The organism is Ramlibacter pallidus, assembly GCF_015070875.1.
Lineage (GTDB): Bacteria > Pseudomonadota > Gammaproteobacteria > Burkholderiales > Burkholderiaceae_C > Ramlibacter > Ramlibacter pallidus.
Window position 1 is genome coordinate 479,174 of sequence record NZ_JADDIV010000001.1, and the last position, 22,508, is coordinate 501,681.

Annotated in this window: 27 protein-coding genes; 13 read left to right on the forward strand and 14 right to left on the reverse strand. The window is 69.4% G+C overall.

Annotated elements, in window-relative coordinates:
• Positions 1 to 156: 156 nt before the first annotated feature.
• A complete protein-coding gene (locus IM787_RS02395; RefSeq protein ID WP_354004338.1) occupies positions 157 to 1,251 on the reverse strand; it encodes a class I SAM-dependent methyltransferase in 1,095 nt (364 codons plus the stop codon).
• A 17-nt stretch (positions 1,252 to 1,268) separates the two neighbouring features.
• Between IM787_RS02395 and IM787_RS02400 the strand changes: the two genes are divergently transcribed.
• The 8 genes from IM787_RS02400 to IM787_RS02435 are packed head-to-tail and all read left to right on the forward strand — an operon-like array spanning position 1,269 to position 7,870.
• Positions 1,269 to 2,030: an SDR family oxidoreductase gene (locus IM787_RS02400; RefSeq protein WP_193675025.1), complete on the forward strand. Its 762-nt coding sequence runs from the start codon at positions 1,269 to 1,271 to the stop codon at positions 2,028 to 2,030.
• The gene (locus IM787_RS02405) at positions 2,031 to 2,399 is read left to right on the forward strand and encodes a dihydroneopterin aldolase (protein ID WP_193675026.1); all 369 of its coding nucleotides are present in this window, start codon (positions 2,031 to 2,033) and stop codon (positions 2,397 to 2,399) included.
• Positions 2,396 to 2,590, forward strand: coding sequence for a hypothetical protein (locus tag IM787_RS02410; RefSeq protein ID WP_193675027.1), 195 nt, complete (start codon positions 2,396 to 2,398; stop codon positions 2,588 to 2,590). The genes IM787_RS02405 and IM787_RS02410 overlap by 4 nt, the downstream gene beginning before the upstream one ends.
• 41 nt (positions 2,591 to 2,631) lie before the next feature.
• Positions 2,632 to 3,555 carry a tRNA 2-thiocytidine(32) synthetase TtcA gene (ttcA, locus tag IM787_RS02415; protein ID WP_193675028.1) on the forward strand — a complete coding sequence of 308 codons (924 nt, stop codon included), beginning with the start codon at positions 2,632 to 2,634 and terminating at the stop codon, positions 3,553 to 3,555.
• A 34-nt stretch (positions 3,556 to 3,589) separates the two neighbouring features.
• Positions 3,590 to 4,201 carry a DUF4136 domain-containing protein gene (locus tag IM787_RS02420; RefSeq protein ID WP_193675029.1) on the forward strand — a complete coding sequence of 204 codons (612 nt, stop codon included), beginning with the start codon at positions 3,590 to 3,592 and terminating at the stop codon, positions 4,199 to 4,201.
• Between the two features lie 52 nt (positions 4,202 to 4,253).
• Positions 4,254 to 4,898: a histidine phosphatase family protein gene (locus IM787_RS02425; protein WP_193675030.1), complete on the forward strand. Its 645-nt coding sequence runs from the start codon at positions 4,254 to 4,256 to the stop codon at positions 4,896 to 4,898.
• Positions 4,879 to 6,060, forward strand: a complete 1,182-nt coding sequence (locus IM787_RS02430; protein WP_193675031.1) for a DSD1 family PLP-dependent enzyme — start codon at positions 4,879 to 4,881, stop codon at positions 6,058 to 6,060. Before IM787_RS02425 ends, IM787_RS02430 begins: the two co-directional genes overlap by 20 nt.
• Positions 6,061 to 6,079: 19 nt before the next feature.
• Positions 6,080 to 7,870 carry a lysoplasmalogenase family protein gene (locus IM787_RS02435; RefSeq protein ID WP_193675032.1) on the forward strand — a complete coding sequence of 597 codons (1,791 nt, stop codon included), beginning with the start codon at positions 6,080 to 6,082 and terminating at the stop codon, positions 7,868 to 7,870.
• Here the strand turns inward: IM787_RS02435 and IM787_RS02440 are convergent.
• The 3 genes from IM787_RS02440 to ruvA form a co-directional block, all read right to left on the reverse strand.
• Positions 7,797 to 9,461, reverse strand: a complete 1,665-nt coding sequence (locus IM787_RS02440) for a rhomboid family protein (RefSeq protein WP_193675033.1) — start codon at positions 9,459 to 9,461, stop codon at positions 7,797 to 7,799. The genes IM787_RS02435 and IM787_RS02440 overlap by 74 nt on opposite strands.
• A 126-nt stretch (positions 9,462 to 9,587) precedes the next feature.
• Positions 9,588 to 10,649 carry a Holliday junction branch migration DNA helicase RuvB gene (ruvB, locus tag IM787_RS02445; RefSeq protein ID WP_193675034.1) on the reverse strand — a complete coding sequence of 354 codons (1,062 nt, stop codon included), beginning with the start codon at positions 10,647 to 10,649 and terminating at the stop codon, positions 9,588 to 9,590.
• Positions 10,646 to 11,221 carry a Holliday junction branch migration protein RuvA gene (gene ruvA, locus IM787_RS02450; RefSeq protein ID WP_193675035.1) on the reverse strand — a complete coding sequence of 192 codons (576 nt, stop codon included), beginning with the start codon at positions 11,219 to 11,221 and terminating at the stop codon, positions 10,646 to 10,648. The genes ruvB and ruvA overlap by 4 nt, the downstream gene beginning before the upstream one ends.
• Before the next feature lie 29 nt (positions 11,222 to 11,250).
• Between ruvA and IM787_RS02455 the strand changes: the two genes are divergently transcribed.
• The 3 genes from IM787_RS02455 to IM787_RS02465 are packed head-to-tail and all read left to right on the forward strand — an operon-like array spanning position 11,251 to position 13,931.
• Complete coding sequence (locus IM787_RS02455; protein WP_193675036.1) at positions 11,251 to 12,186, forward strand: PhoH family protein; 936 nt, start codon at positions 11,251 to 11,253, stop codon at positions 12,184 to 12,186.
• Complete coding sequence (ybeY, locus tag IM787_RS02460; protein ID WP_435531135.1) at positions 12,183 to 12,635, forward strand: rRNA maturation RNase YbeY; 453 nt, start codon at positions 12,183 to 12,185, stop codon at positions 12,633 to 12,635. Before IM787_RS02455 ends, ybeY begins: the two co-directional genes overlap by 4 nt.
• Positions 12,636 to 12,641: 6 nt before the next feature.
• The gene (locus IM787_RS02465) at positions 12,642 to 13,931 is read left to right on the forward strand and encodes a phospholipase D-like domain-containing protein (protein ID WP_193675038.1); all 1,290 of its coding nucleotides are present in this window, start codon (positions 12,642 to 12,644) and stop codon (positions 13,929 to 13,931) included.
• A 6-nt stretch (positions 13,932 to 13,937) separates the two neighbouring features.
• Here IM787_RS02465 and dtd read toward each other — a convergent pair whose 3' ends face one another.
• From dtd to tyrS, 5 genes are read right to left on the reverse strand one after another with little or no spacing between them, the layout of a single operon-like run.
• Positions 13,938 to 14,378 carry a D-aminoacyl-tRNA deacylase gene (dtd, locus tag IM787_RS02470; RefSeq protein WP_193675039.1) on the reverse strand — a complete coding sequence of 147 codons (441 nt, stop codon included), beginning with the start codon at positions 14,376 to 14,378 and terminating at the stop codon, positions 13,938 to 13,940.
• Positions 14,378 to 15,295: a cation diffusion facilitator family transporter gene (locus IM787_RS02475; protein ID WP_193675040.1), complete on the reverse strand. Its 918-nt coding sequence runs from the start codon at positions 15,293 to 15,295 to the stop codon at positions 14,378 to 14,380. The genes dtd and IM787_RS02475 overlap by 1 nt, the downstream gene beginning before the upstream one ends.
• Positions 15,296 to 15,330: 35 nt before the next feature.
• On the reverse strand, positions 15,331 to 15,738 hold the full coding sequence (vapC, locus tag IM787_RS02480) for a type II toxin-antitoxin system VapC family toxin (protein ID WP_193675041.1): 408 nt from the start codon (positions 15,736 to 15,738) through the stop codon (positions 15,331 to 15,333).
• Positions 15,738 to 16,028, reverse strand: coding sequence for a type II toxin-antitoxin system VapB family antitoxin (locus tag IM787_RS02485; protein ID WP_193675042.1), 291 nt, complete (start codon positions 16,026 to 16,028; stop codon positions 15,738 to 15,740). The genes vapC and IM787_RS02485 overlap by 1 nt, the downstream gene beginning before the upstream one ends.
• 41 nt (positions 16,029 to 16,069) lie before the next feature.
• The gene (gene tyrS / locus IM787_RS02490; protein ID WP_193675043.1) at positions 16,070 to 17,305 is read right to left on the reverse strand and encodes a tyrosine--tRNA ligase; all 1,236 of its coding nucleotides are present in this window, start codon (positions 17,303 to 17,305) and stop codon (positions 16,070 to 16,072) included.
• Between the two features lie 165 nt (positions 17,306 to 17,470).
• Between tyrS and IM787_RS02495 the strand changes: the two genes are divergently transcribed.
• Together IM787_RS02495 and IM787_RS02500 are read left to right on the forward strand one after the other, a co-directional pair.
• Positions 17,471 to 18,829 carry a M23 family metallopeptidase gene (locus IM787_RS02495; protein ID WP_354004339.1) on the forward strand — a complete coding sequence of 453 codons (1,359 nt, stop codon included), beginning with the start codon at positions 17,471 to 17,473 and terminating at the stop codon, positions 18,827 to 18,829.
• Positions 18,830 to 18,858: 29 nt separating this feature from the next.
• Entirely contained in the window at positions 18,859 to 19,965 is a 1,107-nt protein-coding gene (locus IM787_RS02500; RefSeq protein WP_193675044.1) for an anhydro-N-acetylmuramic acid kinase, read from the forward strand.
• Here the strand turns inward: IM787_RS02500 and erpA are convergent.
• From erpA to rplM, 5 genes are all read right to left on the reverse strand, one after another.
• Complete coding sequence (erpA, locus tag IM787_RS02505) at positions 19,962 to 20,327, reverse strand: iron-sulfur cluster insertion protein ErpA (RefSeq protein WP_193675045.1); 366 nt, start codon at positions 20,325 to 20,327, stop codon at positions 19,962 to 19,964. The genes IM787_RS02500 and erpA overlap by 4 nt on opposite strands.
• A gap of 61 nt (positions 20,328 to 20,388) precedes the next feature.
• Complete coding sequence (locus IM787_RS02510) at positions 20,389 to 20,799, reverse strand: bactofilin family protein (RefSeq protein ID WP_193675046.1); 411 nt, start codon at positions 20,797 to 20,799, stop codon at positions 20,389 to 20,391.
• A 29-nt stretch (positions 20,800 to 20,828) separates the two neighbouring features.
• A complete protein-coding gene (locus IM787_RS02515; RefSeq protein WP_193675047.1) occupies positions 20,829 to 21,536 on the reverse strand; it encodes a DUF6776 family protein in 708 nt (235 codons plus the stop codon).
• Between the two features lie 142 nt (positions 21,537 to 21,678).
• Positions 21,679 to 22,071 (reverse strand): 30S ribosomal protein S9, encoded by a 393-nt coding sequence (gene rpsI / locus IM787_RS02520; protein WP_193675048.1) that lies wholly within the window; start codon positions 22,069 to 22,071, stop codon positions 21,679 to 21,681.
• 2 nt (positions 22,072 to 22,073) lie between these two features.
• Positions 22,074 to 22,505 carry a 50S ribosomal protein L13 gene (gene rplM / locus IM787_RS02525; protein WP_193675049.1) on the reverse strand — a complete coding sequence of 144 codons (432 nt, stop codon included), beginning with the start codon at positions 22,503 to 22,505 and terminating at the stop codon, positions 22,074 to 22,076.
• Positions 22,506 to 22,508 lie beyond the last annotated feature (3 nt).

Here is a 22,508-nt window from a genome sequence, read left to right on the forward strand (position 1 = left end):
GTCCCAGCGACGCACGCGGGTTGTCTCCTGTCCCGGCTATTCCCCCGGGTTGGTTCGGATGCTAGGACCCTGACTTTAGCCGGGCAAGACTGATCTTCGGCCAAAAGCAGGCCGAAGTGTGCGCAAAAGTGGCTGATCCAGGTCGGGTGGCCGGACTCACAGGCGGCCGGTGCGGTCGCCGGTGCGAAAACCGACGGCGTCCCAGAACGCCCCGTGGTGCAGGCCGACGACCTTGAAAAGCTCGCCCATCTCGTGCTCGGCGACCAGGCGCTGCGCCGCGGCCTGCTCCTGCAGGCTGGCGGCTTCCATGCGCTCGCCGATGCCGCAGTTGACGAGGAAGCGGCCCTGGCTGGCGAAGCCCAGGACCCCCAGGCCAGCGTCCTGCGCCGCCACCGCGATGCCGGTGAAGTCGACGTGCGCGGTGATGTCCTTCTCGCCGGGCGCGTCCAGCGGGTCCGGGTCCGCGAGATGCCCCCGGTGGCACATGAGCGTGCCCATGTGCCGCTGCGGGTGGTAGTACTCGGCTTCGGGGAAGCCGTAGTCGATGAAGAAGGCGGCGCCCACCTTCAGGCGCTCGCCCAGCGTGCGGACAAAGGCTTCGGCCTGGTGGTGGATCTCCGTGAGGTAGTCCTGCGTGCCGGTCGGCTCCACCGGCGGCCGCAGGTGCGTGAGCACGTCGGCCCAGGCCAGGCGGCCGTCCGCGATGGTCACGCCGCGTTCGTGCCACACGAGGTTCTTGCGCGCCAGCAGCTTGACCGGCATCGCATCCAGCACCTCGTTGCCGACGACCACGCCTTCCATGCGCTCGGGCAGTTCACTGGCCCAATGCACGCGCGGCGCGAAGGCGGCCAGCGCCTGCTGCTGCCGTGCGCGCAGGCTGGCCGACACCTCCACGACGGTGTAGCGCCGCACCTGGGGGCCGAGGGCCTGCAGCAGCTCCTGCGCCAGCGCGCCGGAGCCGGCGCCGAACTCCCAGAGTTCGTCGGTGCCGGTGCGCTCCAGCGCCTCGCGCAGCTGTACCGCCAGGCACTGCGCGAACAGCGGGCTCATCTCGGGCGCGGTGGCGAAGTCGCTGCCGGAGGCCGGCATCGTGCCGAACTTGCGCGACGCGTTCGCGTAGTAGCCGAGCCCCGGCGCGTACAAGGCCAGGGCCATGTAGCGGTCGAAGGGCAGCCATCCGCCGGCCCGCGCGACCTGCTCGGCCAGCAGCTTCTGCAGCGCGCTCGTTACACTCGTTCCATGCTCGTCCACCCACGGATTGTCCGCCAATGAGCGCCATGCCGGGTCGCACCGTGCTGGTCACCGGTGCCGCGCGCCGGCTGGGGCGCAGCATCGCGCTGGACCTCGCCGCGGCGGGCTGGCGGGTGGCGGTGCACTACCGGGGCTCCGAAGCGCAAGCGCGCGAAACCGCCGAGGCATGCAGGCAGCATGCCGATGCGGACGTGTTCGCGGCCGACCTTTCCGACGCGGCGCAGGCCGGCGCGCTGGTGCCGCAGGTGGTGGCGCGTTTCGGCACGCTCGACGCCGTGGTCAACAACGCCTCCCTGTTCGAGCACGACACGCCGCAGGACTTCAGCGCCGCATCGCTGGCCCGGCACATGGCGACCAACACGGCCGCACCGGTGCTGCTGGCGCAAGCGCTGGCCGCGCATGCCCACGACCGTGCCACGCAGGGCGTCGTCGTGAACCTGCTCGACCAGAAGCTGTGGAACCCCAACCCGGACTTCTTCAGCTACACGCTGTCGAAGGCCGCGCTGGAAGCCGCCACCACGCTGCTGGCGCAAGGCCTGGCCCCGCACCTGCGCGTGGTCGGCGTCGCCCCGGGCCTCACGCTCACCAGCCATCTCCTGCCGCAGGAAAAGTTCGAGCAGCTGCACAAGCTGTCGCCCCTCGGCCGCTCTTCCACGCCGGAAGACGTCGCGCACGCGGTGCGCTTCGCGCTGGAGAACCGCTCGCTCACCGGCACCACGCTGCTGGTGGACGGCGGCCAGCACCTCATGAAGTTCGACCGCGATTTCTCGCTGATGTAGATGACCAAGGCCGGCACCCAGATCCTCACCCTCGAAGGTCTCCGCTTCGATGCCAACCTGGGCATCCTGGAGCAGGAGAAGAACGCGCCGCAGCCGATCCGCGTCGACGCGGAGCTGAACCTCGGCACGCAGCCGCTGCTGCCCGCCGACGACGACATCACGCACGTCCTCGACTACCGCAAGGTGCGGCGCATCATCATCGAGGAGTGCACGGCCGTGCACGTGAACCTGCTGGAGACGCTGATCGGCAAGCTGGCGCACCGCCTGATGCAGCTGCCGGGCGTGCTCGGCGTGCGCGTGCGCATCGCCAAGCTGGAGATCTTCGAGGACTGCGAAGTGGCGATCCGGGTGGAGACGGGGCTCTGGTGAGCAGGAGCCCGGCCGCCGGCGAGCGCGTGAAGACGCTGTTCCAGGTCCTGGCCATCATCGCGCTGGCCGGCATCGTCTTCATGGTGTTCCACAAGGGCTACACCGACTTCAAGGCCCTGGAACGCGCCCATCCCCCCGACAGCTTCTGGCTGGAATACGTGCGCAACCTGTTCCGCAACCTGGCCGGATAGCCCGCCGCGCGCCCGGCGTGCCGCAATGCGAAAATGCCGCCATGAGCGCCGTCTGGATCGAACAGGAAGACCCCTCCCCGCCCGCCGCGGACCGCCGGATCGAGCGCGAGAACCACAAGCTCGAGAAGCGCCTGTGCCGCCTGATGGGCCAGGCCATCGTCGACTACAACATGGTCGAAGAGGGCGACAAGGTCATGGTCTGCCTCTCGGGCGGCAAGGACAGCTACGCCCTGCTCGACATCCTCCTGAAGATGCAGCAGCGTGCGCCGGTGCGCTTCGACATCGTCGCGGTCAATCTGGACCAGAAGCAGCCCGGCTTCCCGGAACACATCCTGCCGGAGTACCTGAAGGCCCTCGGCGTGCCCTTCCACATCGAGGAGCAGGACACCTACTCGATCGTCAAGGACAAGATCCCCGAGGGAAAGACGATGTGCAGCCTGTGCAGCCGGCTGCGCCGCGGCATCCTGTACCGGGTGGCCGACGAACTCGGGGCCACCAAGATCGCGCTGGGCCACCACCGCGACGACATCCTGCAGACGCTGTTCCTCAACATGTTCTTCGGCGGCAAGCTCAAGGGCATGCCGCCCAAGCTGGTCAGCGACGACGGCCGCCACATGGTGATCCGGCCGCTGGCCTACGTGGCGGAGAAGGACCTGGTCCGCTGGGCCGAGGTCCGGCAGTTCCCGATCATCCCCTGCACCCTGTGCGGCAGCCAGGAGAACCTGCAGCGCAAGCAGGTCGGGCTGATGCTGAAGGAGTGGGAGCGCAAGTTCCCGGGCCGCCTGGACAACATGCTGCACGCGCTGCAGAACGTCGTGCCGTCCCACCTGGCGGACGGAACGCTCTACGATTACAAGGGTCTCACCGCAAATGGCGTGGCCAGCGAGGACGGCGACCGGGCCTTCGACCACGAGGAACTGCCCGCCGCCGCGACGCTGCCGACGCTGCAGGTGATCAAGCTGTAAACGGGGCGCGCGGCGCCTCGCGTTGGGAGGTGCCATGCATTCGATCGTCCGCGTCCTGTCCGCTGCCGCACTGGCGGCCGTCCTGGCAGGTTGCGCCACCGGCTACCGGCTGGACAACCAGGTCCAGACCTTTTCCCAGCTGGCGGCCGTGCCGGCACAACCCACCTACCGCTTCGAGCGCAGCCTGTCGCAACAGGCCGACCCTGCGCAGCAGGCCCTGGAAGCGCTCGCCGATCCCGCCCTGCACCGGGCCGGCTTCCGGCGCGACGACGCCGCTCCGCGCTACAGCGTGCAGGTCTCGGCCCGCACCGACCGGACGATCTCGCCGTGGGCCGACCCGTGGGACCGCTGGGGCTGGGGAGGCCTGGGATGGGGCGTCGGGCTGAGCGGACGGCACATCGGCATCGGCTTCGGCGGGCCGTTCCCGCGCCAGGATTCCTACTGGTTCCACCGCGAGGTCAGCGTCATCGTGCGGGAACTGGCGAGCAACCGCGTGGTGTACGAGACCCATGCCGTGAACGACGGGCCGTGGGTGGACAACCGCTCGGTGATCCCGGCCATGTTCGATGCGGCCCTGCAGGGCTTTCCGAACCCGCCGCCCGGGCCGCGCCGGGTGGACATCCAGGTGGGCGCTGCGGCCCGCTGACCGGCACCAAGTTTTTGCGGAAGCCCCCGTCCGGCTCCCTACAATGGGCCGGATGGAAGCCACCCGCATCATTGCCGTCCGGCACGGGGAGACGTCCTGGAACGTCGACGCCCGCATCCAGGGCCAGCTCGACATCGCGCTGAACGACACGGGCCGGTGGCAGGCCCGCCGGGTGGGCTCGGCGCTCAGCGCGGAGCAGCTCAGCGCCATCTACTCCAGCGACCTCGGCCGCGCGCACGAGACTGCCCGGGCGATCGCCGAGGCCGCGGGCATCGCGGTCGTCCCGCATCCGGGCCTGCGCGAGCGGCGCTTCGGCCTGTTCGAGGGCAAGACCTTCGACGAGATCCACACCACCTGGCCCGAGCACGCGCAGAACTGGAAGAAGCGCATCCCGGACTGGACACCGCCCGAAGGCGGCGAGTCGCTGCTGGAGCTGCGCGAGCGCGTGACGCGCACGGTCACGGATCTCGCCGCACGCCATCGCGGCGAACAGATCGCCGTGGTGGCGCACGGCGGCGTGCTCGACACGCTTTACCGCATCGCCACCGGCCAGGAAGTGAATTCCCCCCGGACGTGGCAGCTGCCCAACGGCGCCATCAACCGCCTCCTCTGGACGCCGCAAGGCTTCACCCTCGTCGGCTGGTCCGACACGCAGCACCTCGAGCAACCCGCCGCCGATGAAAACACCTCCTTCTGAGGACCTCAAGCGCCTGGTCGGCGCGCCCGTCTCCGTCCTCGACACGCCGATGCTGGTGGTCGACCTCGACGCCATGCAGCGCAACCTCGGGCGCATGGCGGAATTCGCGCGCAAGCACGGCATCCGCTGGCGCCCGCACGCCAAGATGCACAAGAGCAGCGCCATCGCCAAGCTGCAGCTGCAGGCCGGAGCCGCCGGCATCTGCGTGCAGAAGACCTCCGAGGCCGAGGCGATGGCCGCCGGCGGCGTGTACAACATCTACATCAGCAACGAGGTGGTGGCGCCGGCGAAGCTCGCCCGCGTGGCCGACCTCGCGCACCAGCTGGCCGCCGAACAGGGACAGCTTGCCATCGCCGTCGACAGCGTGGAGGGCATCCGCCGCCTCGCCAACGAGATGAACGACCGCCGCCGCGGCGGCGCGCCCGCCGTGATCGACGTGTTCGTGGAGATCGACGTGGGCCAGGGGCGCTGCGGCGTCACGCCGGGGCAGTCCGCCGTCGACCTCGCGCTGGAAATCCGCAAGCACGCGCCGCTGCGCTTCGCCGGCCTGCAGGCCTACCACGGCCGCGCCCAGCACCTGCGCACGCCGCGCGAGCGGCGCGAAGCCGTCGCCACGGTGGTGCGCGACGTGCGCTTCACCAAGATGCTGATCGAGCAGGAAGGCCTGCCCGTGCCCCTGGTGACGGGTTCCGGCACCGGCAGCATGGTCGGCGAGGCGGCGAGCGGCCTGTACGGCGAACTGCAGGCGGGCTCCTTCCTGTTCATGGATGCCGACTACGCGCGCAACGAACGCGACCCGGCGCAGCCGCAGTTCGAGCATGCCCTGTTCGTGAAGTCGCAGGTCATGAGCTCCGGGCTGCTGCACGCCGTGTGCGATGCCGGCCACAAGAGCCACGCGATCGACTCGGGCATGCCCACCGTGCTGCCGATGGATCCGACCGGCGAGCTCGACTACCTGAACGGCGGCGACGAACACGGCATCCTGAAGCCGGCGCGCGGCAACCAGCGCGTGCCCCGGCTGGACGAAACGGTCTGGCTCATCCCGGGGCACTGCGATCCGACCGTCAACCTGCACAACCACCTGGTGGGCGTCTCCGGCGGGCTCACCCGCGGCAAGGTCGAGAAGATCATCCGGGTTGATGCCAGAGGCGCGCTGACCTGAGGCGCGGGAGAATCGGGACATGAAGCTGTCCCCGAGCCAGGTCATCGTTCTCGCGACGCCGGTCTTCCTGCTGATGATCGCGGCCGAGATCGCGTGGGGCCTCTGGCGCGGTCGCAACACCTACCGCCTGAACGACGCGGTCAACAGCATCAGCCTCGGGATGCTGAGCCAGATCAGCGCGGTGCTCACTCGCCTGTTCCGCATCGGCATCTACACCGCCGTCTATGGCTGGGTGTCGGTCTGGCACAACGACGACTTCTGGACCTCGCCCCTCGGCTGGCTCCTGGCGCTGGTCTTCTACGACTTCTGCTACTACTGGCTGCACCGCGCCGGCCACGAGGTGGCGGTGTTCTGGGCCGCGCACGTGGTGCACCACCAGAGCCAGGACTACAACCTGTCGACCGCGCTGCGGCAGACCAGTTCCGGCGCCCTGCTCGGATGGGTCTTCTACCTGCCGATGGCCATCGCCGGCGTGCCGCCGCTGGTGTTCGGCGTGGTGGCGCTGGTCGACCTGCTGTACCAGTTCTGGGTGCACACGGAACACGTCGGCAAGCTCGGCTGGTTCGACCGCTGGTTCTGCTCGCCGTCCAACCACCGCGTGCACCACGCGGTGAACGACCGCTACCTGGACCGCAACTACGGCGGCATCCTCGTGGTGTGGGACCGCCTGTTCGGCAGCTTCCGGGAGGAAGACGAGAAGTGCGTCTACGGCACGCGCGCGCCGCTGGAGAGCTGGGACCCGCTGTGGTCCAACGCCGAGGTCTACTGGGCGCTGGCGAAGGACAGCTGGCACGCGAAGTCCTGGGCGGACAAGGTGCGCGTCTGGTTCAAGCCGCCCGGCTGGCGTCCCGCCGACGTGGCGGCGCGCTTCCCCAAGCTACCGTTCGCGCTGGAGGAGGTGCGCCGCTACCATCCGCCGATGACGCGCGCCATGGCGTGGTTCGCCGGCGTGCAATTCGCGGCCATCCTCGGCGGCGTCGCCTTGTTCCTCTGGCACGCGGACCAGCTGCCGGTGTCGCAGTCGGCGGTGTGGCTCGCGGCACTGACGGCGTCGCTGTGGGCGGTGGGCGCGGCGATGCAGGGCCGCATCGGCATGGCCATGGTGCTGGTGGTGCAGGCCGCGGCGCTGTCGACGGCCACGGCGGCCCAGGGCTGGATCGAACTGCACCGCGTGTTCAAGCCGCTGGCCATGCTGCTGGCGATCGCCTTCGTGCTGGCGCGCAGCCAGCGGCTGCGGCACGAGCGGCGCCACCACCTGCTCCTGGTCGCCGCGCTGGTGATGTGCCTCGCCGGCGACGTGTTCCTGATGTTCCCCGGCTACTTCATCCCCGGGCTCGCCAGCTTCCTCGTCGGCCACCTGTGCTACACCGCGCTGTTCCGGCAGGATGCGCGCTGGTTCGCCAGCCTGCCGGCGCTGGCCGCCACGCTGCTGGCCGCGGCGGGCATGTATGCCTATCTCCATCCCGCGCTGGGGCCGGTGTTGAAGGTGGCCGTGGCGGCCTACGCCCTGGTCATCGCGCTCATGGCCGCGCAGGCGATCGGCCGCGCGACGGTCCTGCGGGATGCCCCCTCCGTGGCCGTCGCCGCGGGCGCCTTGTTCTTCATGCTGAGCGACACGCTGCTGGCGATCAACCGCTTCGCGCAGCCGCTGCCGATGGCGCAGTTCTGGGTGCTGGCCACCTACTACGCCGCGCAGGTGCTGATCGTGCGCAATGCGCTTTCCGGGGCGGCCGCGGTCACTTCGCCGGCTTCGCCTGCGCCGCCGCCCGCTGCTGCATCCGCTGCGACATGGACTGGATCTCGCGCTTGATCTGCTCGATGCGCGCCAGCGCCTCGGGCCCCGCTTCGCCGCGGTGCGCGCGCAGCTGAAGCTCCAGCGCTTCGACCGTCTTCGCCGTCACCTGCTGCATGTCGCCGAGCATCTCGGCGCGGGGATCGCCCTGCGCCTTCGGCAGGCGCTCCAGCTCCGCGCGTGACGCGCGCAGCGCCGGCAGGTGGACCTTCTCCACCCGCTCCATCAGCTGCTGTTCCGTCATGCGGCCGGCCTTCGCGGCGCGGGCGTCCTGCTCCAGCCCCTCGTGCGCGGACTTCAGCCGGGGCATGGCCTCCTGCACGGCCGCATCGCCGGCGAACAGCGCGCGATGGTTGATGCGTGGCGACGGCGTGGCGAACACGAGCCCCATGACCGCGAGCGCGGCGAGCCCGGCCGCCAGGCCGGCGCGACCGCGAACGGGCGTGTCCTCGCCCGACGCGACGACGGGCACCAGGAGCCACGCCAGCGAGGCCCCCGCCACGAGGCCACCGACGTGCGCCGCGTTGTCGATGCCGGCGCGGGTGAAGCCGTTGACCAGCGCGTAGGCGAGGAACACGCCTTCGCTGGTGAGGATGTTGCGGGTCAGGGCTTTCGGCAGCCGCTCGCGGTGGCGCCGCGATGCGACCACCACGGCGCCGAGCACGCCGAACACCGCGCCGGACGCGCCCACCGAAACGGCCGTCTGCGCGCCGAAATGCAGGCTCGCGGCCGATCCGGCCAGCGCGCTGGCCAGGTACACCAGCAGGAACTGCCCGTTGCCGTACAGGCGGTTCAGGAGCTTGCCGGCGCCCCACAGACCGAGCATGTTCATGCCCAGGTGGATGGCGCCGCCATGCAGGAAGGTGCCGGTGAGCAGGCGCCAGTACTCGTGGTCGCGCGCGACCGCCCAGGCGGAATTGGCGCCCCAGCGGAACAGGTCCGGCGAAGCCGGCGCCATCGGGGACATGCCCCTGGCGACGTTCGCGACCCACACGCCGACGTTCAGCGCCACGACCAGGTAAAGGGCCCAGGTGAGCGGCGTGTGCTGTTCCAGCGCGTCGGCGAACTCCGCCTCGAACCGAGCCTCCGCCTCCCGCGCCTGCACCGCCGCGGCCGCATGCGGGGCGGCGCGCTCCTTGAAGGTTTCGTATGCGGCCTGCGCCGCGATCTCGGCTTGTTGCGGCTTGAGCCCGTTGAGGGGGATGCGGCGCTCGGGCTTCTTGCCGGAGAGCCAGCGCCGCGTCTTCTGCAGCGATTCGGTGGCTTCCGGCGCGAGGGTGAGGACGACGAAGGTGTTGCGCTGCACCGTTTCGACGCCCAGGTCGCGCACATCCCGCCAGGGGACGGTGCGGTTGTTCAGGGCGTGCCCGCTGATGCCGCGCGGCCCCACGCGGATCACCCATTCGCCCAGGAACAGCGGCTTGCCGAACAGCCAGGCAAAGCCGGCGAAGAAGAGGAAGGCGAGCAACGGGCCGACCTTGGCTCCCCCGACGAACGCGAAGAGGAGCGACAGGAAGGCCAGGATCAGGAACACGATCGTGAGGGACCCGATCGTCGAGCGCCAGCTCGCCTTGAATTGCCAGATGCCGTCCTGCCCCATGCCTTCCATCCCATGCTTCCTTGAGGGGCCCATGCACCCCGCTGTTCGAACGACGGATGATGCCGCCCGTGCCTCGCGCCACCTCTGCCTCGAAGGGCTTGCGCGCAAGCGCGGCCTTGGCTAGGGGCGCGCAGCCTAGCTTCCGTCGAACAGTTCCCCGGCGCTCTTCGGCGGCACCACGCCGAGGTGCCGGTAGGCCGCCAGTGTCGCGATGCGGCCGCGCGGCGTGCGCTGCAGGTAGCCCTGCTGGATCAGGTAAGGCTCGATGACGTCCTCGATGGTGTCGCGCTCCTCGCCGATCGACGCCGCCACGTTGTCGAGGCCGACCGGGCCGCCGTCGAAGCGGTGGATCACCGCTTCCAGCAGCTTGCGGTCCATGACGTCGAAGCCCTGCGGGTCCACGTCCAGCATCGTCAGTGCCTTCTGCGCGATGTCGGTGTCGATGCGGCCGGTGCCCTTGACGTCGGCATAGTCGCGCACGCGGCGCAGCAGCCGGTTGGCGATGCGGGGCGTCCCGCGCGACCGCCGGGCGATCTCCGAAGCGCCCTCCGCGTCGATCGGCGCGTTCAGCAGGCCGGCGCTGCGGTGCACGATGCGCGTGAGCTCCTCCGCCGTGTAGAACTCCAGCCGCGCCACGATGCCGAAGCGGTCGCGCAGCGGGTTGGTCAGCATGCCGGCGCGCGTGGTGGCGCCCACCAGCGTGAAGGGCTGCAGGTCCAGCTTGATCGAGCGGGCGGCCGGGCCTTCGCCGATCATGATGTCGATCTGGTAGTCCTCGAGCGCGGGATAGAGGATCTCCTCCACCACCGGCGACAGGCGATGGATCTCGTCGATGAAGAGGACGTCGTTGCGCTCCAGGTTCGTCAGCAGCGCCGCGAGGTCCTTCGGCTTTTCCAGCACCGGGCCGGAGGTCGACCGGAGGTTCACGCCCAGTTCGTTGGCGATGATGTGCGACAGCGTGGTCTTGCCCAGCCCCGGCGGGCCGAACAGCAGCACGTGGTCCAGGGCCTCGCCGCGCTTGCGGGCGGCGCCGATGAAGATCTCCAGCTGCTCACGCGTCTTGGCCTGGCCGACGTACTCGGCGAGGCCCTTGGGCCGCAGCGCGCGCTCCATCGCCTCCTCGGCGGGGGAAGCCGGCGCGGCGGACACGACGCGCTTGTCCGGCGGCGGGGCGAAGTCGTCGACGGAGATGCTCATCGCGCCAGCGCCTTCAGGGCCTGCTTGATGCCTTCGCTCACGCCCACGTCCTTGGGCAGCGACTTCAGCGCGGCCTGCGCCTCCTTGTCGCTGTAGCCCAGCGCCACGAGCGCCTGCAGGATGTCACCCTGGGCATCGTTGACGATCACGGTGCCGATGGTGCCCAGGTCCGCGCCGATCTTGCCCTTGAGTTCCAGCAGCAGGCGTTCGGCCGTCTTCTTGCCGATGCCCGGCACCTTGACGAGGCGGCTGGCGTCCTGCTGCGTGACGGCCTGGCCGATGTCGGCCACGCTCATGCCGCTCAGGACGGCCAGCGCCGTCCGGGGCCCCACGCCGGAGATCTTGATGAGCTGGCGGAAAGCCTCGCGCTCCGCCCCGGTGCCGAAGCCGAAGAGGATCTGCGCGTCCTCGCGCACCACGAAGTGGGTCAGGAGCGACACCTTGTCGCCGAGCCCGGGCAGGTTGTAGAAGGTGCTCATGGGGACGTCGACCTCGTAGCCGACGCCATGGCAGTCCACCAGCACCTGCGGCGGGTTCTTTTCGGCCAGCGTCCCCGTCAATTTGCCTATCATTGCGATCCCTCTCCCGAGGAATTATCAGCTTGATTCTCCGCCACGCCTTCAGCCCCCTCAACAACACCCGCCTGTCCCACCTGTGCGGCCCGATGGACGAACACCTGAGGACGATCGAGGCGGCGCTGCAGGTCCGCATCTCCCACCGCCAGGAACACTTCCGCGTCGAAGGCCCGAAGGCCAAGGCGGAGCGCGCGCTCGACGTGCTGCAGGCACTGTACGAAATGGCGGGCCGCAGCATCGCCAGGGACAAGGTGCAGCTGCTGCTGGCGGGCGAGGGCGCGCCGCTGGTGGAGGACGACGACGGCTCCCTGGTGCTGCACACCCGCCGTACCGACCTGAAGGCACGCACGCCCAACCAGAGCGTGTACCTCGAGAACATCGCCAGCCACGACATCACCTTCGGCATCGGCCCCGCCGGCACGGGCAAGACCTACCTCGCCGTGGCCTGCGCGGTCGATGCGCTGGAGCGCAGTGCGGTGCAACGCATCGTGCTCACGCGTCCCGCGGTGGAGGCCGGCGAGAAGCTGGGCTTCCTGCCCGGAGACCTGACGCAGAAGGTCGATCCCTACCTGCGGCCGCTGTACGACGCGCTCTACGACCTGATGGGCTTCGACCGCGTGACCAAGGCCTTCGAGCGCAACGCGCTGGAGATCGCGCCGCTGGCCTTCATGCGCGGGCGCACGCTGAACAACGCCTTCGTGATCCTGGACGAAGCGCAGAACACGACGCCGGAGCAGATGAAGATGTTCCTCACCCGCATCGGCTTCGGCAGCAAGTGCGTGGTGACCGGCGACATCAGCCAGGTCGACCTGCCCAAGGGCCACCTGTCGGGCCTGGTGGACGCGGAACGGGTGCTCAAGCGCGTGAAGGGCATCGCGCACACCCGCTTCACCAGCGCCGACGTCGTGCGGCACCCGCTGGTCGCGCGCATCGTCGACGCCTACGACGCCGCGCGCAAGTGATGGCGCCGTCGCTGGACCTGTCGCTGCAGTTCGGCACCTTCCCCGGGGCGGCGGAACACCGCCGCGTGCTCACCGCCGCCCGGGTGCGGCGCTGGGTGGCGATGGCGCTCACCGGCCCGGCCGAGATCGCCGTGCGGATCGTCGGCGCGTCGGAAGGGCAGGCCTTGAACCGGCAATACCGGGGCAAGGACTACGCCACCAACGTGCTCACATTCGACTACGCGCGGCAGCCCGTCGTCGCGGCCGACCTCGTGCTGTGCGGCCCGGTGGTGGAGCGCGAGGCGCGCGAGCAGGGCAAGACGCTGGAGGCGCACTACGCGCACCTGCTGGTGCACGGCACGCTGCACGCGCAGGGCTGGGACCACGAGGCGGGCGAGCGCGAGGCGGCGGAGATGGAAGCGCTGGAAGTCCTGTTGCTCGGCGCGCTCGGCCACGCCAACCCGTACTGAGCACGCATGGCCCTGTCCCGCCGCGCCCGGCTCTGGCTGATCGCCGCGGGCGCCGTCATTGCCACCCTGCTGGCGGTGCTGCTGTACCAGAACCTCACGGTGGGCGAGAAGCGCATCCAGCACCAGCTGCCCCGCCTGTACGAGAGCGACGACGCGGAGTTCCGCCGCACCCTCAGCTCGCTGCTCGGCCCGCAGATCGTCGAGGGCAACCACGTGGAGACGCTGCTCAATGGCGACCGGATCTTCCCGGCGATGCTGGCCGCGATCCGCTCGGCGCAGCACACCATCACGTTCGAGACCTACATCTACTGGTCGGGCCGGATCGGGCGGGAGTTCGTGGATGCGCTGACCGAACGGGCGCGCGCGGGCGTGAAGGTGCACGTGCTGCTGGACTGGGTGGGCAGCATCAAGATGGAGCCGGAGCTGCTGGAGGAGATGCGCCGCGCCGGCGTGGAGGTCGAGCGCTTCCACGAGCCGCACTGGAAGAACTGGGAGCAGATGAACAACCGCACCCACCGCAAGCTGCTGGTGGTCGACGGCAGGGTGGGCTTCACGGGCGGCGTGGGCATCGCGGACCAGTGGCTGGGCGACGCCCGCAACCCGGACGAATGGCGCGACACGCACTACCGGGTGACCGGGCCGGTGGTCGCCCAGATGCAGGCGGTGTTCCTGGACAACTGGGTGCGGGCCAACGGGCGGGTGCTGCACGGCGAGGCCTACTTCCCCGCGCTGAAGCCCGCCGGCAACCTGGCCGCGCAGATGTTCAGCAGTTCACCGCAGGGCGGCAGCGACAGCATGCAGCTCATGTACCTGCTGTCCATCACGGCGGCGCGCAAGACCATCGCCTTGTCGAACTCGTACTTCGTGCCCGACGACCTCACCATCCGGACCCTGCTGGATGCGGCCCGCCGCGGGGTGAAGGTCCGCGTGCTCGTGCCCAGCGGGCACATCGATTCGGAGACGGTGCGCAAGGCGTCGCGCGGCAGCTGGGGGCCCATGCTCGAAGCCGGCATAGAGATCGCCGAGTACGCGCCCACCATGTTCCACGTCAAGGGACTCGTCGTCGACGGCACCTTCTCGTCGGTGGGCTCCACGAACTTCGACAACCGCTCGTTCCGCCTGAACGACGAGGCGAACCTCAACGTGCTGGGTGCGGACTTCGGCGGGGTGCAGCTGGAAGTCTTCGAGCGCGACTGGGCGCGCGCCCGCAGGATCACGCTGGCGGACTGGCAGCGCAGGCCGCTGGCCGAACGGTTCTGGGAGCAGCTCGCGTCGCTGCTGCACACGCAGCTCTGAGCAGGACTACCGCACCGTCATCGGGATGGTGACGGGGCCGTCGTTCACCAGGTGCACCTGCATGTCGGCGGCGAACTCGCCGGTCTGCACCACCGGGTGCGCGGCCCGCGCGCAGGCGACGAAATGTTCGTAGAGCCGCCGCCCTTCGTCCGGGGGCGCGGCGCCGGTGAAGCTGGGCCGGTTGCCGCCGCTGGTGTCGGCGGCCAGCGTGAACTGGCTGACCAGCAGCAGCCCGCCGCCGACGTCCTGCACGCTGCGGTTCATCTTGCCCGCCTCGTCGCTGAAGATGCGCAGCTTGAGCAGCTTGGCGAGCAGGCGCTCCGCCTGGGCATCGCCATCGCCGCGTTCGGCGCACAGCAGCACGAGCAGGCCGGGCCCGACCTCGCCGGTCGTCCGGCCCTCCACCACCACCTTCGCCTCGCGCACGCGCTGCACCACGGCCAGCATCAGATCAGGTCCTCTTCGTCGTTGGAATGCGCTTCCACGTTGGTGGGCAGCAGCTGGATCGTCGCCCGGAGGCCCGGCACCGCGCTCATGAGCGCCTGCTCCACGGAAGTCCGCACCGCGGCGGCGCGCCCCAGCGACACGCCGGCCGGCATGTGCATGTGCAGGTCGACGAAGCGGCGCTTGCCCGAGCGCCGCGTCGACACGTGGTCGAAGCGGATCGTGGGGTGCTCGAACTCGGCGAGCGTCTTCTCGATCTGCGCGATCAGCTCGGGCTCGAGCGCGCGGTCCATCAGGCCTTCGGCGGACCGCCACATCAGGTGCACGCCTTCGCGCAGGATATTGAGGGCCACGCCGATCGCGACGACCGGGTCCAGCCAGAGCCAGTCGGTCGCCGCCGCCAGGCCGACGCCGACGATCACGCCCGCCGAGGTCCAGACGTCCGTCAGCAGGTGCCGGGCATCGCCCTCGACCGCGATGGAGCGGTGCGTGCGCGCCGACTGGAACATCGCCCAGGCCAGCGCACCGTTGAACGCCGAACTCACGACCGACAGGACCAGGCCCAGCCCCAGTTGCTGCAGCGGCTGCGGTTCGGCGAGCCGCTGCACGGCCGCCCAGATGATGCCCCCTGCCGCCAGGAAGATCATCAGCCCCTCGAAGCCGGCCGAGAAGTATTCGGCCTTGTGGTGGCCGTAGGGATGGTCTTCGTCCGCCGGGCGCATCGCGATCTTCACCATCACCAACGCGAAGGCGGCGCTCGCGAGGTTGACGAGCGACTCCATGGCATCGGAAAGCAGGCCGACGGAACCGGTCAGCCACCAGGCCAGCGTCTTCAGGCCGATCGTCACGATCGCCACCGCCACCGACCAGCGCAGCAGGACGTGCGGTTCGAGTCGGCGGGCGGCGGCGGCGAGGGACATGCCGGGATTGTGCGGCAGCGCCGCCGCGCGACCGCTCAATGCGGCCGGCCGGGGTAGATCATGAGCGCGGGCTCCACCTGCGCCAGGTGCACGAAGTCCCTGTCGTTGTGCACGAGGAGTGCGCCGTGCTCCAGCGCGAGCGCGGCGATCAGGCAGTCGTTGGGCTTGCGGATGGTGAGCCCGGCGGTGCGTGCGGCGCGGTACAACTGTGCCGCCACCTCGTAAGTGGAGAGCTCCCGCGGCTGGAGGATCAGCGCCGACCAGAGCACCTTGCGCATGCGTTCGTAGTCCGCCTCCGCCCGGATGCCCTGCAGCACCTCCTGGAAGATCACCCCCGTGGTGGCGATCTCCTCGTGTTCGTCGCGGGCCTCGACGAACTGCGTCGCAGCGGTGGAAATTCCCCGCTGCGCATCGATCCACACGCTCGAGTCCAGCAGGAGCATCACTTCTTCCGCGGCCGCTTCGCGGGCGGCGGTGGCATCACCTTGTACGTGGCGATCCCCTGCTCGACGCGGTACTTGCCCGGCGGCTCGCCGGGTTCGGTCTTCGGGTCGTAGCCGGGCCAGAACGTCTCCTCCGTGGCGCTGCCCCAGACATCGCGCAGGCGCGGCCTGCCGGCCCGCGCCACCATTTCGCGCAGAGCGCGGTCGACCACTTCGCGCTTGGTCCGTGCGCCGGAAACCTTCATCGCTTCCGCGACGAGGTCTTCGTCGATGTCGATGTTGGTGATCATGAGGCGAATTGTACATTCGACCCACAAAGCACCCACACCGTCTATCGAAGCGTCACCCGGGCGAATTTCCGCTTGCCGACCTGGACCACGTAGGTGCCCGCGGCGAGCTTCAATCCCTTGTCGCTCACCACGGCGGAGTCCACGCGGACACCGCCGCCATCGATGAGGCGGTTGGCTTCGCTGGTCGACGGCGCCAGGTTGGCCTGCTTGAGCACCTGCGCGATCCCCAGCGGTGCGCCGGACAGCGCGACCTTCGGGATCTCGTCCGGCACCCCGCCCTTGCTGCGGTTCACGAAGTCCTGCTCGGCGCCGTCGGCGGCGGCGGGACTGTGGAAGCGCGCCGTGATCTCCTTGGCCAGGGCCACCTTCGCATCGCGCGGGTTGCGGCCGCCGTCGATTTCGCGCTTCAGTGCGGCGATCTCGTCCTCGCTGCGGAAGCTGAGCAGCGTGTACCAGCGCCACATCAGCGTGTCGGAAATCGACATCACCTTGGCGAACATGGTGTTCGCGTCCTCGGTGATGCCGATGTAGTTGTTCTTGCTCTTCGACATCTTGTCGATGCCGTCCAGGCCCTCCAGCAGCGGCATGGTCAGGATGCACTGCGGCTCCTGTCCGTACTCCGCCTGCAGGTGGCGGCCCATGAGCAGGTTGAACTTCTGGTCGGTGCCGCCCAGCTCGAGATCGCTTTTCAGGGCCACGGAGTCGTAGCCCTGCATCAGCGGGTACAGGAACTCGTGGATGCTGATGGGCGTGCCGGCCTTGAAGCGCTCGTGGAAGTCGTTGCGCTCCATCATCCGCGCGACCGTGTATTTGGCGGTCAGCTGGATCATGTCTCGCGAGCTCAACCGGTCGCTCCACTCGCTGTTGTAGCGAAGCTCGGTACGGCTCGGGTCCAGGATCTTGTCGGCCTGCGCGCGGTAGGTCTCCGCGTTCAGCTTGATCTGTTCCGCCGTGAGCGGGGGGCGGGTGGTGTTGCGGCCGGACGGGTCGCCGATCATCGAGGTGAAGTCGCCGATCAGGAAGATCACCTGGTGCCCCAGGTCCTGCAGCTGGCGCATCTTGTTCAGGACCACCGTGTGGCCGACGTGGATGTCCGGCGCGGTGGGGTCCAGCCCCAGCTTGATCCGCAGTGGGACGCCCGTGGCCTCCGACTTCGCCAGCTTCTGCTCCCACTCGTCCCGCGGGATCAGTTCCTCCGCCCCGCGCAGCGTGACGGCCATCGCCTTGCGCACGCCGTCCGTCACGGGCCACTGTTTTGTAACAACTGCTTGATTCATAAAGGAATTTCTGACGGAAGAGCTAGGAGGGCTGGCTATACTGCGGGTCGCCGATTCTAGAGCGGCAGGGTGTTCGCCATAGGCGCCGCCCGCGCCGACTTGCAGGAAGCCACCTGAGAGACGTGTAGGAGCTGGTCCTACATCCCGGGCAAGAATGGACAAGAAGTGAAGCAAACTTGGATCGCCGCTGGGGAGCGGCTTCTGTCCCGCGCCGCGCACGCGCTGGAACATCATCCCCGCCAGGTCACGGCGCTGGTCGCCGGCCTGATGCTGACCGCCGGTGGCGGCGCGTTCGCCGTCGCTTCGCTGGGCCCGGACCCGTCCACCCTGCCGGTGCGCGAGATCCTGGAAAGCGTGCAGCCGCTGCCCCTGGCGGAGCAGTCGGAGGCGCTGGACATCCACCGCTTCAGCCTGTTCACCGCCGAAGCGGTCCGCTCCAGCGACACGGCCGAATCCCTGCTGGCCCGCCTGGGCATCAACGACCCCGTCGCGGCGGCCTTCCTGCGCAGCGACTGGCAGGCCCGTCCGCAAGTGCTGGGCGCGCCCGGCCGCACCGTCACCGCCGAAGCCACCGACAGCCGCAACCTGGTGCGCCTCACGGTGCGCTGGGCCGCCGACGAGCACAGCTTCCGCCGCCTGGTGGTGGAGCGCCAGCCCTCCGGCAATTTCGCCAGCCGCATCGAAGCCGCCCCCCTGGTGGCCTCGCTGCGCGTGGGCTCCGGCACCATCCGCAGTTCGCTGTTCGGCGCCGCCGACGACGCCGGCATCCCGGACGCCGTGACCCTGCAGCTGGTCGACATCTATTCGGGCGACATCGACTTCCACCGCGGCCTGCGCCAGGGCGACCGCTTCGCCGTGGTCTACGAGACGCTGGAAGCCGACGGCGAGCCGATGCGCATCGGCCGCGTCGTCTCCACCCAGTTCGTCAACGCCGGCCGCCAGCTGCAGGCCCTGTGGTTCCAGGAACCCGGCCAGCGCGGCGGCTATTTCGACTTCAACGGCCGCAGCCTGGAGCGCACCTTCCTGGCCTCGCCGATGGAAGTCTCGCGCGTCACCAGCGGCTTCGCGATGCGCCTGCATCCCATCCACCGCACCTGGCGCGCCCATACCGGCGTCGACTACGGCGCGCCGACGGGCGCCCCGGTCCGCACCGTCGGCACCGGCCGCGTCGAATACGCCGGCGCGATGAACGGCTATGGCAACACGGTCGAGATCGACCACGGCAACGGCAACACCACCCTCTATGCGCACCTGAGCCGCATCGACGTGCGCAAGGGCCAGACCGTCGAGCGCGGCCAGCGCATCGGCGCGGTGGGCTCCACCGGCTGGGCCACCGGCCCCCACCTGCACTTCGAATTCAAGGAACGCGGCGTCCACCAGGATCCCCTGGCCGTCGCCCGCCGCCACCAACCGGCCACGGAGCTGAGCGCCCAGGCCCGCCCGAAGTTCGAGCTGGTCGCGCAATCCATGCGCAACCAGCTGGTGATGGCCGCGTCGGCCAACATGGTGGCTTCCGCGCGCTGAGGCGCCTGTCCGGGCGCTACGATGCGCCCATGGGTGATCTCTTCATCGGCCTGATGTCCGGCACCTCGCTGGACGGGGTGGACGGCGTCGTCGCCGACTTCTCTTCCGGGGTGCGCGTGCTGCGACATGCCAGTGCGCCCTTTCCCGACGAGCTGCGCGCCGTTCTGATGGCGTTGAACGCTTCCGGCCCCGACGAACTGCACCGCGGCTGGCTGGCGGGCAACGGCCTCATGCGCGTCTATGCGGAGGTCGTGCGCGACCTGCTGCAGGGCACCGGGCTGGCGCCGGACGCGATCGCAGCGATCGGCGCCCACGGGCAGACCGTGCGGCACCGGCCCCAGCAGTTCGACGGCACCGGCTACACCATCCAGCTGGCGCAGCCGGCCCTGCTGGCCGAGCTCACCGGCATCCGCGTGGTGGCCGATTTCCGCAGCCGCGACGTGGCCGCCGGTGGGCAAGGGGCGCCGCTGGCGCCGTTCTTCCACCAGGCGCTGTTCGCCAGGCCGGGCCAGACGGTCGGCGTGCTGAACATCGGCGGGATCTCGAACCTCACGGTGCTGCGCGCCGACGGCACGATGCAGGGCTTCGACTGCGGTCCCGGCAACGCGCTGATGGACGCCTGGACCGAGGAGCACACCGGCCAGCCCTACGACGACGGCGGACGCTGGGCCGCCGGCGGTCGCGTGCTGCCGGACCTGCTGGCCTCCATGCTGGCGGAGCCGTACTTCGCGCAGACGCCGCCCAAGAGCACGGGCCGCGACCTGTTCAACGCGCCCTGGTTCCGCGCGCACCTCCAGCGCTTTGCGGGCGCGGCGCCGGCCGACGTGCAGGCCACCCTCACGGAGCTGACCGCCCGGGCCGCCGCGGACGACGTGCGGCGCCATGCAGCCGGACTGGGCAAGCTGATCGTGTGTGGCGGCGGCGCCCTCAACGCGCACCTGATGCATCGCCTGCAGGCGCTGTTGCCCGTCGCGCGGGTGGTCTCCAGCGAAGCCGAGGGCCTGCCGCCGCTGCAGGTCGAAGCGACCGCGTTCGCCTGGCTGGCGCGCAAATGCGTGCGCGGCGAAAAGCTGGAGCTCCAAAGCACCACGGGCGCCCGAGGCGCCCGTGTGCTGGGGGGGATCTACCCGGCCTAGGCCGAGAAGCTCGAACCGCAGCCGCAGGTGCTCTGGGCGTTCGGGTTCTTGATGACGAACTGGGCGCCCTGCAGGTCTTCCTTGTAGTCGATCTCGGCGCCGACCAGGTACTGGTAGCTCATCGCGTCGATCAGCAGGGAGACACCGTTCTTGGTCATCACCGTGTCGTCGTCGTTGGCGATCTCGTCGAAGGTGAAGCCGTACTGGAAGCCCGAGCAGCCGCCGCCCTGCACGAACACGCGCAGCTTCAGGTCCGGGTTGCCCTCTTCCGCGATCAGGTCGGCGACCTTGGCCGCGGCGCTGTCGGTGAACAGCAGCGGTGCGGGCATTTCGGTGGACACGTTCTCGGCAACAGCGCTCATGGACTTTCCTTCGTCAGGGACTTCTCGACAGATGGTAAACCGGCCGGGCAGCCGGCGTCCATCAGGCGCTCTTTGCTGCCAGCTTCAGTAAGGGCTTTTCCTCGCCCTCGGCGGCGCCCTGCACGAGCGGCCGCAACTGACCCGAGATGGTGGCGCCCTGGTGCATTTCCAGGGAGACGTAGGAAACATCGCCCTCGATCCTGGCCTTGGGCTGCAGTTCCAGCAGTTCACGGGCGTGGACCGGGCCGCGCACGGTGCCGTTGATGATCACGTGGTCCGCCGAGATGGCGCCCTGGACCACTGCCTGCTCGGAGATGACCAGCATGCTGCCGGCGTCGTCGGCGCTGGACTGGATGTCGCCGAACACCTCGCCGTCGACGCGCAGGCCTTCGTTGAACTTCATGTTGCCCTCGATGCGCGTGCCCTGCGCAATGAGGCTCTTGATGGGGGGCTGGGACTTCTTGCCGAACATGGGATTCTCCTCAACAACGACTTCGGGACTTACAAGGAAAGGCTCTGCACGGCGCGGCTGGTGGACCCTTCCACCACGCGCGCGGACACATTCTTGACGACGGCCTGGGCGGGGAGGTCGACCATGCCCTCCACCCGGCGGTATTGGCGGAATTGCAACGCCTGCGGACCGCCGGGCAGCTGCATCATCCACGGCTTGCCGTCCAGGGTGCCGGAGAAGCTCACTTCGAGCCGGCCACGGAATTCGGGGGCGTTCTTCACCGGTTGCAGCACCAGCACCTGCCACTTGAGCTGGGTGCCCGACAGCACTTCGGCCTGCAAGCCGCGGATGGCGACCGACTCGGTGCCGCTGGCGGGCATGAGCTTCTCGAAGAAGCCGAGGTCCTCGCGCAGCGTGCGGTTCTCGGCCTCGAGATGCCGGATCTGGGTGGCCAGGCGCTCCTGCGCCGCCCGCTCGACCGTGATGGCGCTGCCGGAGGTGTTGAGGATGGACTGGATGCGGTCGCGCTCGCGCCGCAGGCTCGCGACTTCGTCGCGCAGCTGCGCCACTTCCTCGCCGGAACCGCCGTCGACGCCGGCGAGATCCTTGCCGAGTTCGAAGGCCCAGAGGCTGATGGCGCCGCAGAAGCCGAGCACGATCGCGGCTGCCGCCCACTGCAGGGGCCAGGGCATGGCGCTGCGCACCTTCATCCGGGGTGCGCTGATCGTCAGACGACGCCTGAGCAGCTTGAAACGCATGGATGAGGATGCTGCCCAAAGAACGAAGCCGCAGCAAGTGCGAACTTGTGCGGCTTCGTGTCGGAGAGCGGCGAACGCCTTGTCGGCGGGCGCCCCGTCAGCCTCGGTTAGGAAAGCCGCGGGCGGCTTTCCAACGGAAGCATTAGCGCTTGGAGAACTGCTTGCGGCGGCGGGCGGAGTGCAGGCCGACCTTCTTGCGTTCCACTTCGCGGGCGTCGCGGGTCACGAAGCCGGCGGCGGACAGCTGGGGCTTCAGCGCCGCGTCGTAGTCGATCAGCGCGCGGGTGATGCCGTGGCGCACGGCGCCGGCCTGGCCGGATTCGCCGCCACCGTGCACGTTGCACTGGATGTCGAACGTCTCGCCGTGGCCCGTCAGCATCAGCGGCTGCTTGGCGATCATGATCGACGTCTCGCGGCCGAAGAAGGCCTGGATGTCGCGACCATTGATCGTGATCTTGCCGGAGCCCTTCTTCAGGAAGACACGGGCCACGCTGCTCTTGCGGCGGCCGGTGCCGTTGTTCCATTCACCGATCATGTTCAGATCTCCAGGGGCTTCGGTTGCTGCGCGGTGTGCGGGTGCTCGGCGCCACCGTAGACCTTCAGCTTCTTGATCATGGCGTAGCCCAGCGGGCCCTTGGGCAGCATGCCCTTGACGGCCTTCTCGAGCGCGCGGCCGGGGTGCTTGGCCTGCATTTCCTTGAAGGTCTGCTGGCGGATGCCGCCGGGGTAGCCGGTGTGGCGGTAGTAGACCTTGTCGGTCTCCTTGGCGCCGGTGACGCGCAGCTTGGCTGCGTTGATGACGACGATGAAGTCGCCGGTGTCGACGTGAGGCGTGTAGATGGCCTTGTGCTTGCCGCGCAGTCGGAGGGCAGCTTCGCTGGCTACCCGTCCGAGCACCTTGTCGGTGGCGTCAATCACAAACCACTCGTGCTTCACGTCAGCGGGCTTGGCGCTGACAGTGGTGGTCATAAA

Coding starts and splice junctions, on each gene's coding strand:
- ruvB (WP_193675034.1), bottom strand. CDS start 10,649: ATGAGCATCTCCGTCGACGACTTCGCCCCGCCGCCGGACAAGCGCGTC.
- IM787_RS02465 (WP_193675038.1), top strand. CDS start 12,642: ATGGCCCTGTCCCGCCGCGCCCGGCTCTGGCTGATCGCCGCGGGCGCC.
- IM787_RS02425 (WP_193675030.1), top strand. CDS start 4,254: ATGGAAGCCACCCGCATCATTGCCGTCCGGCACGGGGAGACGTCCTGG.
- IM787_RS02500 (WP_193675044.1), top strand. CDS start 18,859: ATGGGTGATCTCTTCATCGGCCTGATGTCCGGCACCTCGCTGGACGGG.
- IM787_RS02510 (WP_193675046.1), bottom strand. CDS start 20,799: ATGTTCGGCAAGAAGTCCCAGCCCCCCATCAAGAGCCTCATTGCGCAG.
- IM787_RS02430 (WP_193675031.1), top strand. CDS start 4,879: ATGAAAACACCTCCTTCTGAGGACCTCAAGCGCCTGGTCGGCGCGCCC.
- IM787_RS02515 (WP_193675047.1), bottom strand. CDS start 21,536: ATGCGTTTCAAGCTGCTCAGGCGTCGTCTGACGATCAGCGCACCCCGG.
- rplM (WP_193675049.1), bottom strand. CDS start 22,505: ATGACCACCACTGTCAGCGCCAAGCCCGCTGACGTGAAGCACGAGTGG.
- erpA (WP_193675045.1), bottom strand. CDS start 20,327: ATGAGCGCTGTTGCCGAGAACGTGTCCACCGAAATGCCCGCACCGCTG.
- ttcA (WP_193675028.1), top strand. CDS start 2,632: ATGAGCGCCGTCTGGATCGAACAGGAAGACCCCTCCCCGCCCGCCGCG.
- IM787_RS02440 (WP_193675033.1), bottom strand. CDS start 9,461: ATGGAAGGCATGGGGCAGGACGGCATCTGGCAATTCAAGGCGAGCTGG.
- IM787_RS02405 (WP_193675026.1), top strand. CDS start 2,031: ATGACCAAGGCCGGCACCCAGATCCTCACCCTCGAAGGTCTCCGCTTC.
- rpsI (WP_193675048.1), bottom strand. CDS start 22,071: ATGATCGGTGAATGGAACAACGGCACCGGCCGCCGCAAGAGCAGCGTG.
- tyrS (WP_193675043.1), bottom strand. CDS start 17,305: ATGAATCAAGCAGTTGTTACAAAACAGTGGCCCGTGACGGACGGCGTG.
- IM787_RS02435 (WP_193675032.1), top strand. CDS start 6,080: ATGAAGCTGTCCCCGAGCCAGGTCATCGTTCTCGCGACGCCGGTCTTC.
- ruvA (WP_193675035.1), bottom strand. CDS start 11,221: ATGATAGGCAAATTGACGGGGACGCTGGCCGAAAAGAACCCGCCGCAG.
- vapC (WP_193675041.1), bottom strand. CDS start 15,738: ATGCTCCTGCTGGACTCGAGCGTGTGGATCGATGCGCAGCGGGGAATT.
- dtd (WP_193675039.1), bottom strand. CDS start 14,378: ATGCTGGCCGTGGTGCAGCGCGTGCGCGAGGCGAAGGTGGTGGTGGAG.
- IM787_RS02420 (WP_193675029.1), top strand. CDS start 3,590: ATGCATTCGATCGTCCGCGTCCTGTCCGCTGCCGCACTGGCGGCCGTC.
- IM787_RS02485 (WP_193675042.1), bottom strand. CDS start 16,028: ATGATCACCAACATCGACATCGACGAAGACCTCGTCGCGGAAGCGATG.
- IM787_RS02400 (WP_193675025.1), top strand. CDS start 1,269: ATGAGCGCCATGCCGGGTCGCACCGTGCTGGTCACCGGTGCCGCGCGC.
- IM787_RS02475 (WP_193675040.1), bottom strand. CDS start 15,295: ATGTCCCTCGCCGCCGCCGCCCGCCGACTCGAACCGCACGTCCTGCTG.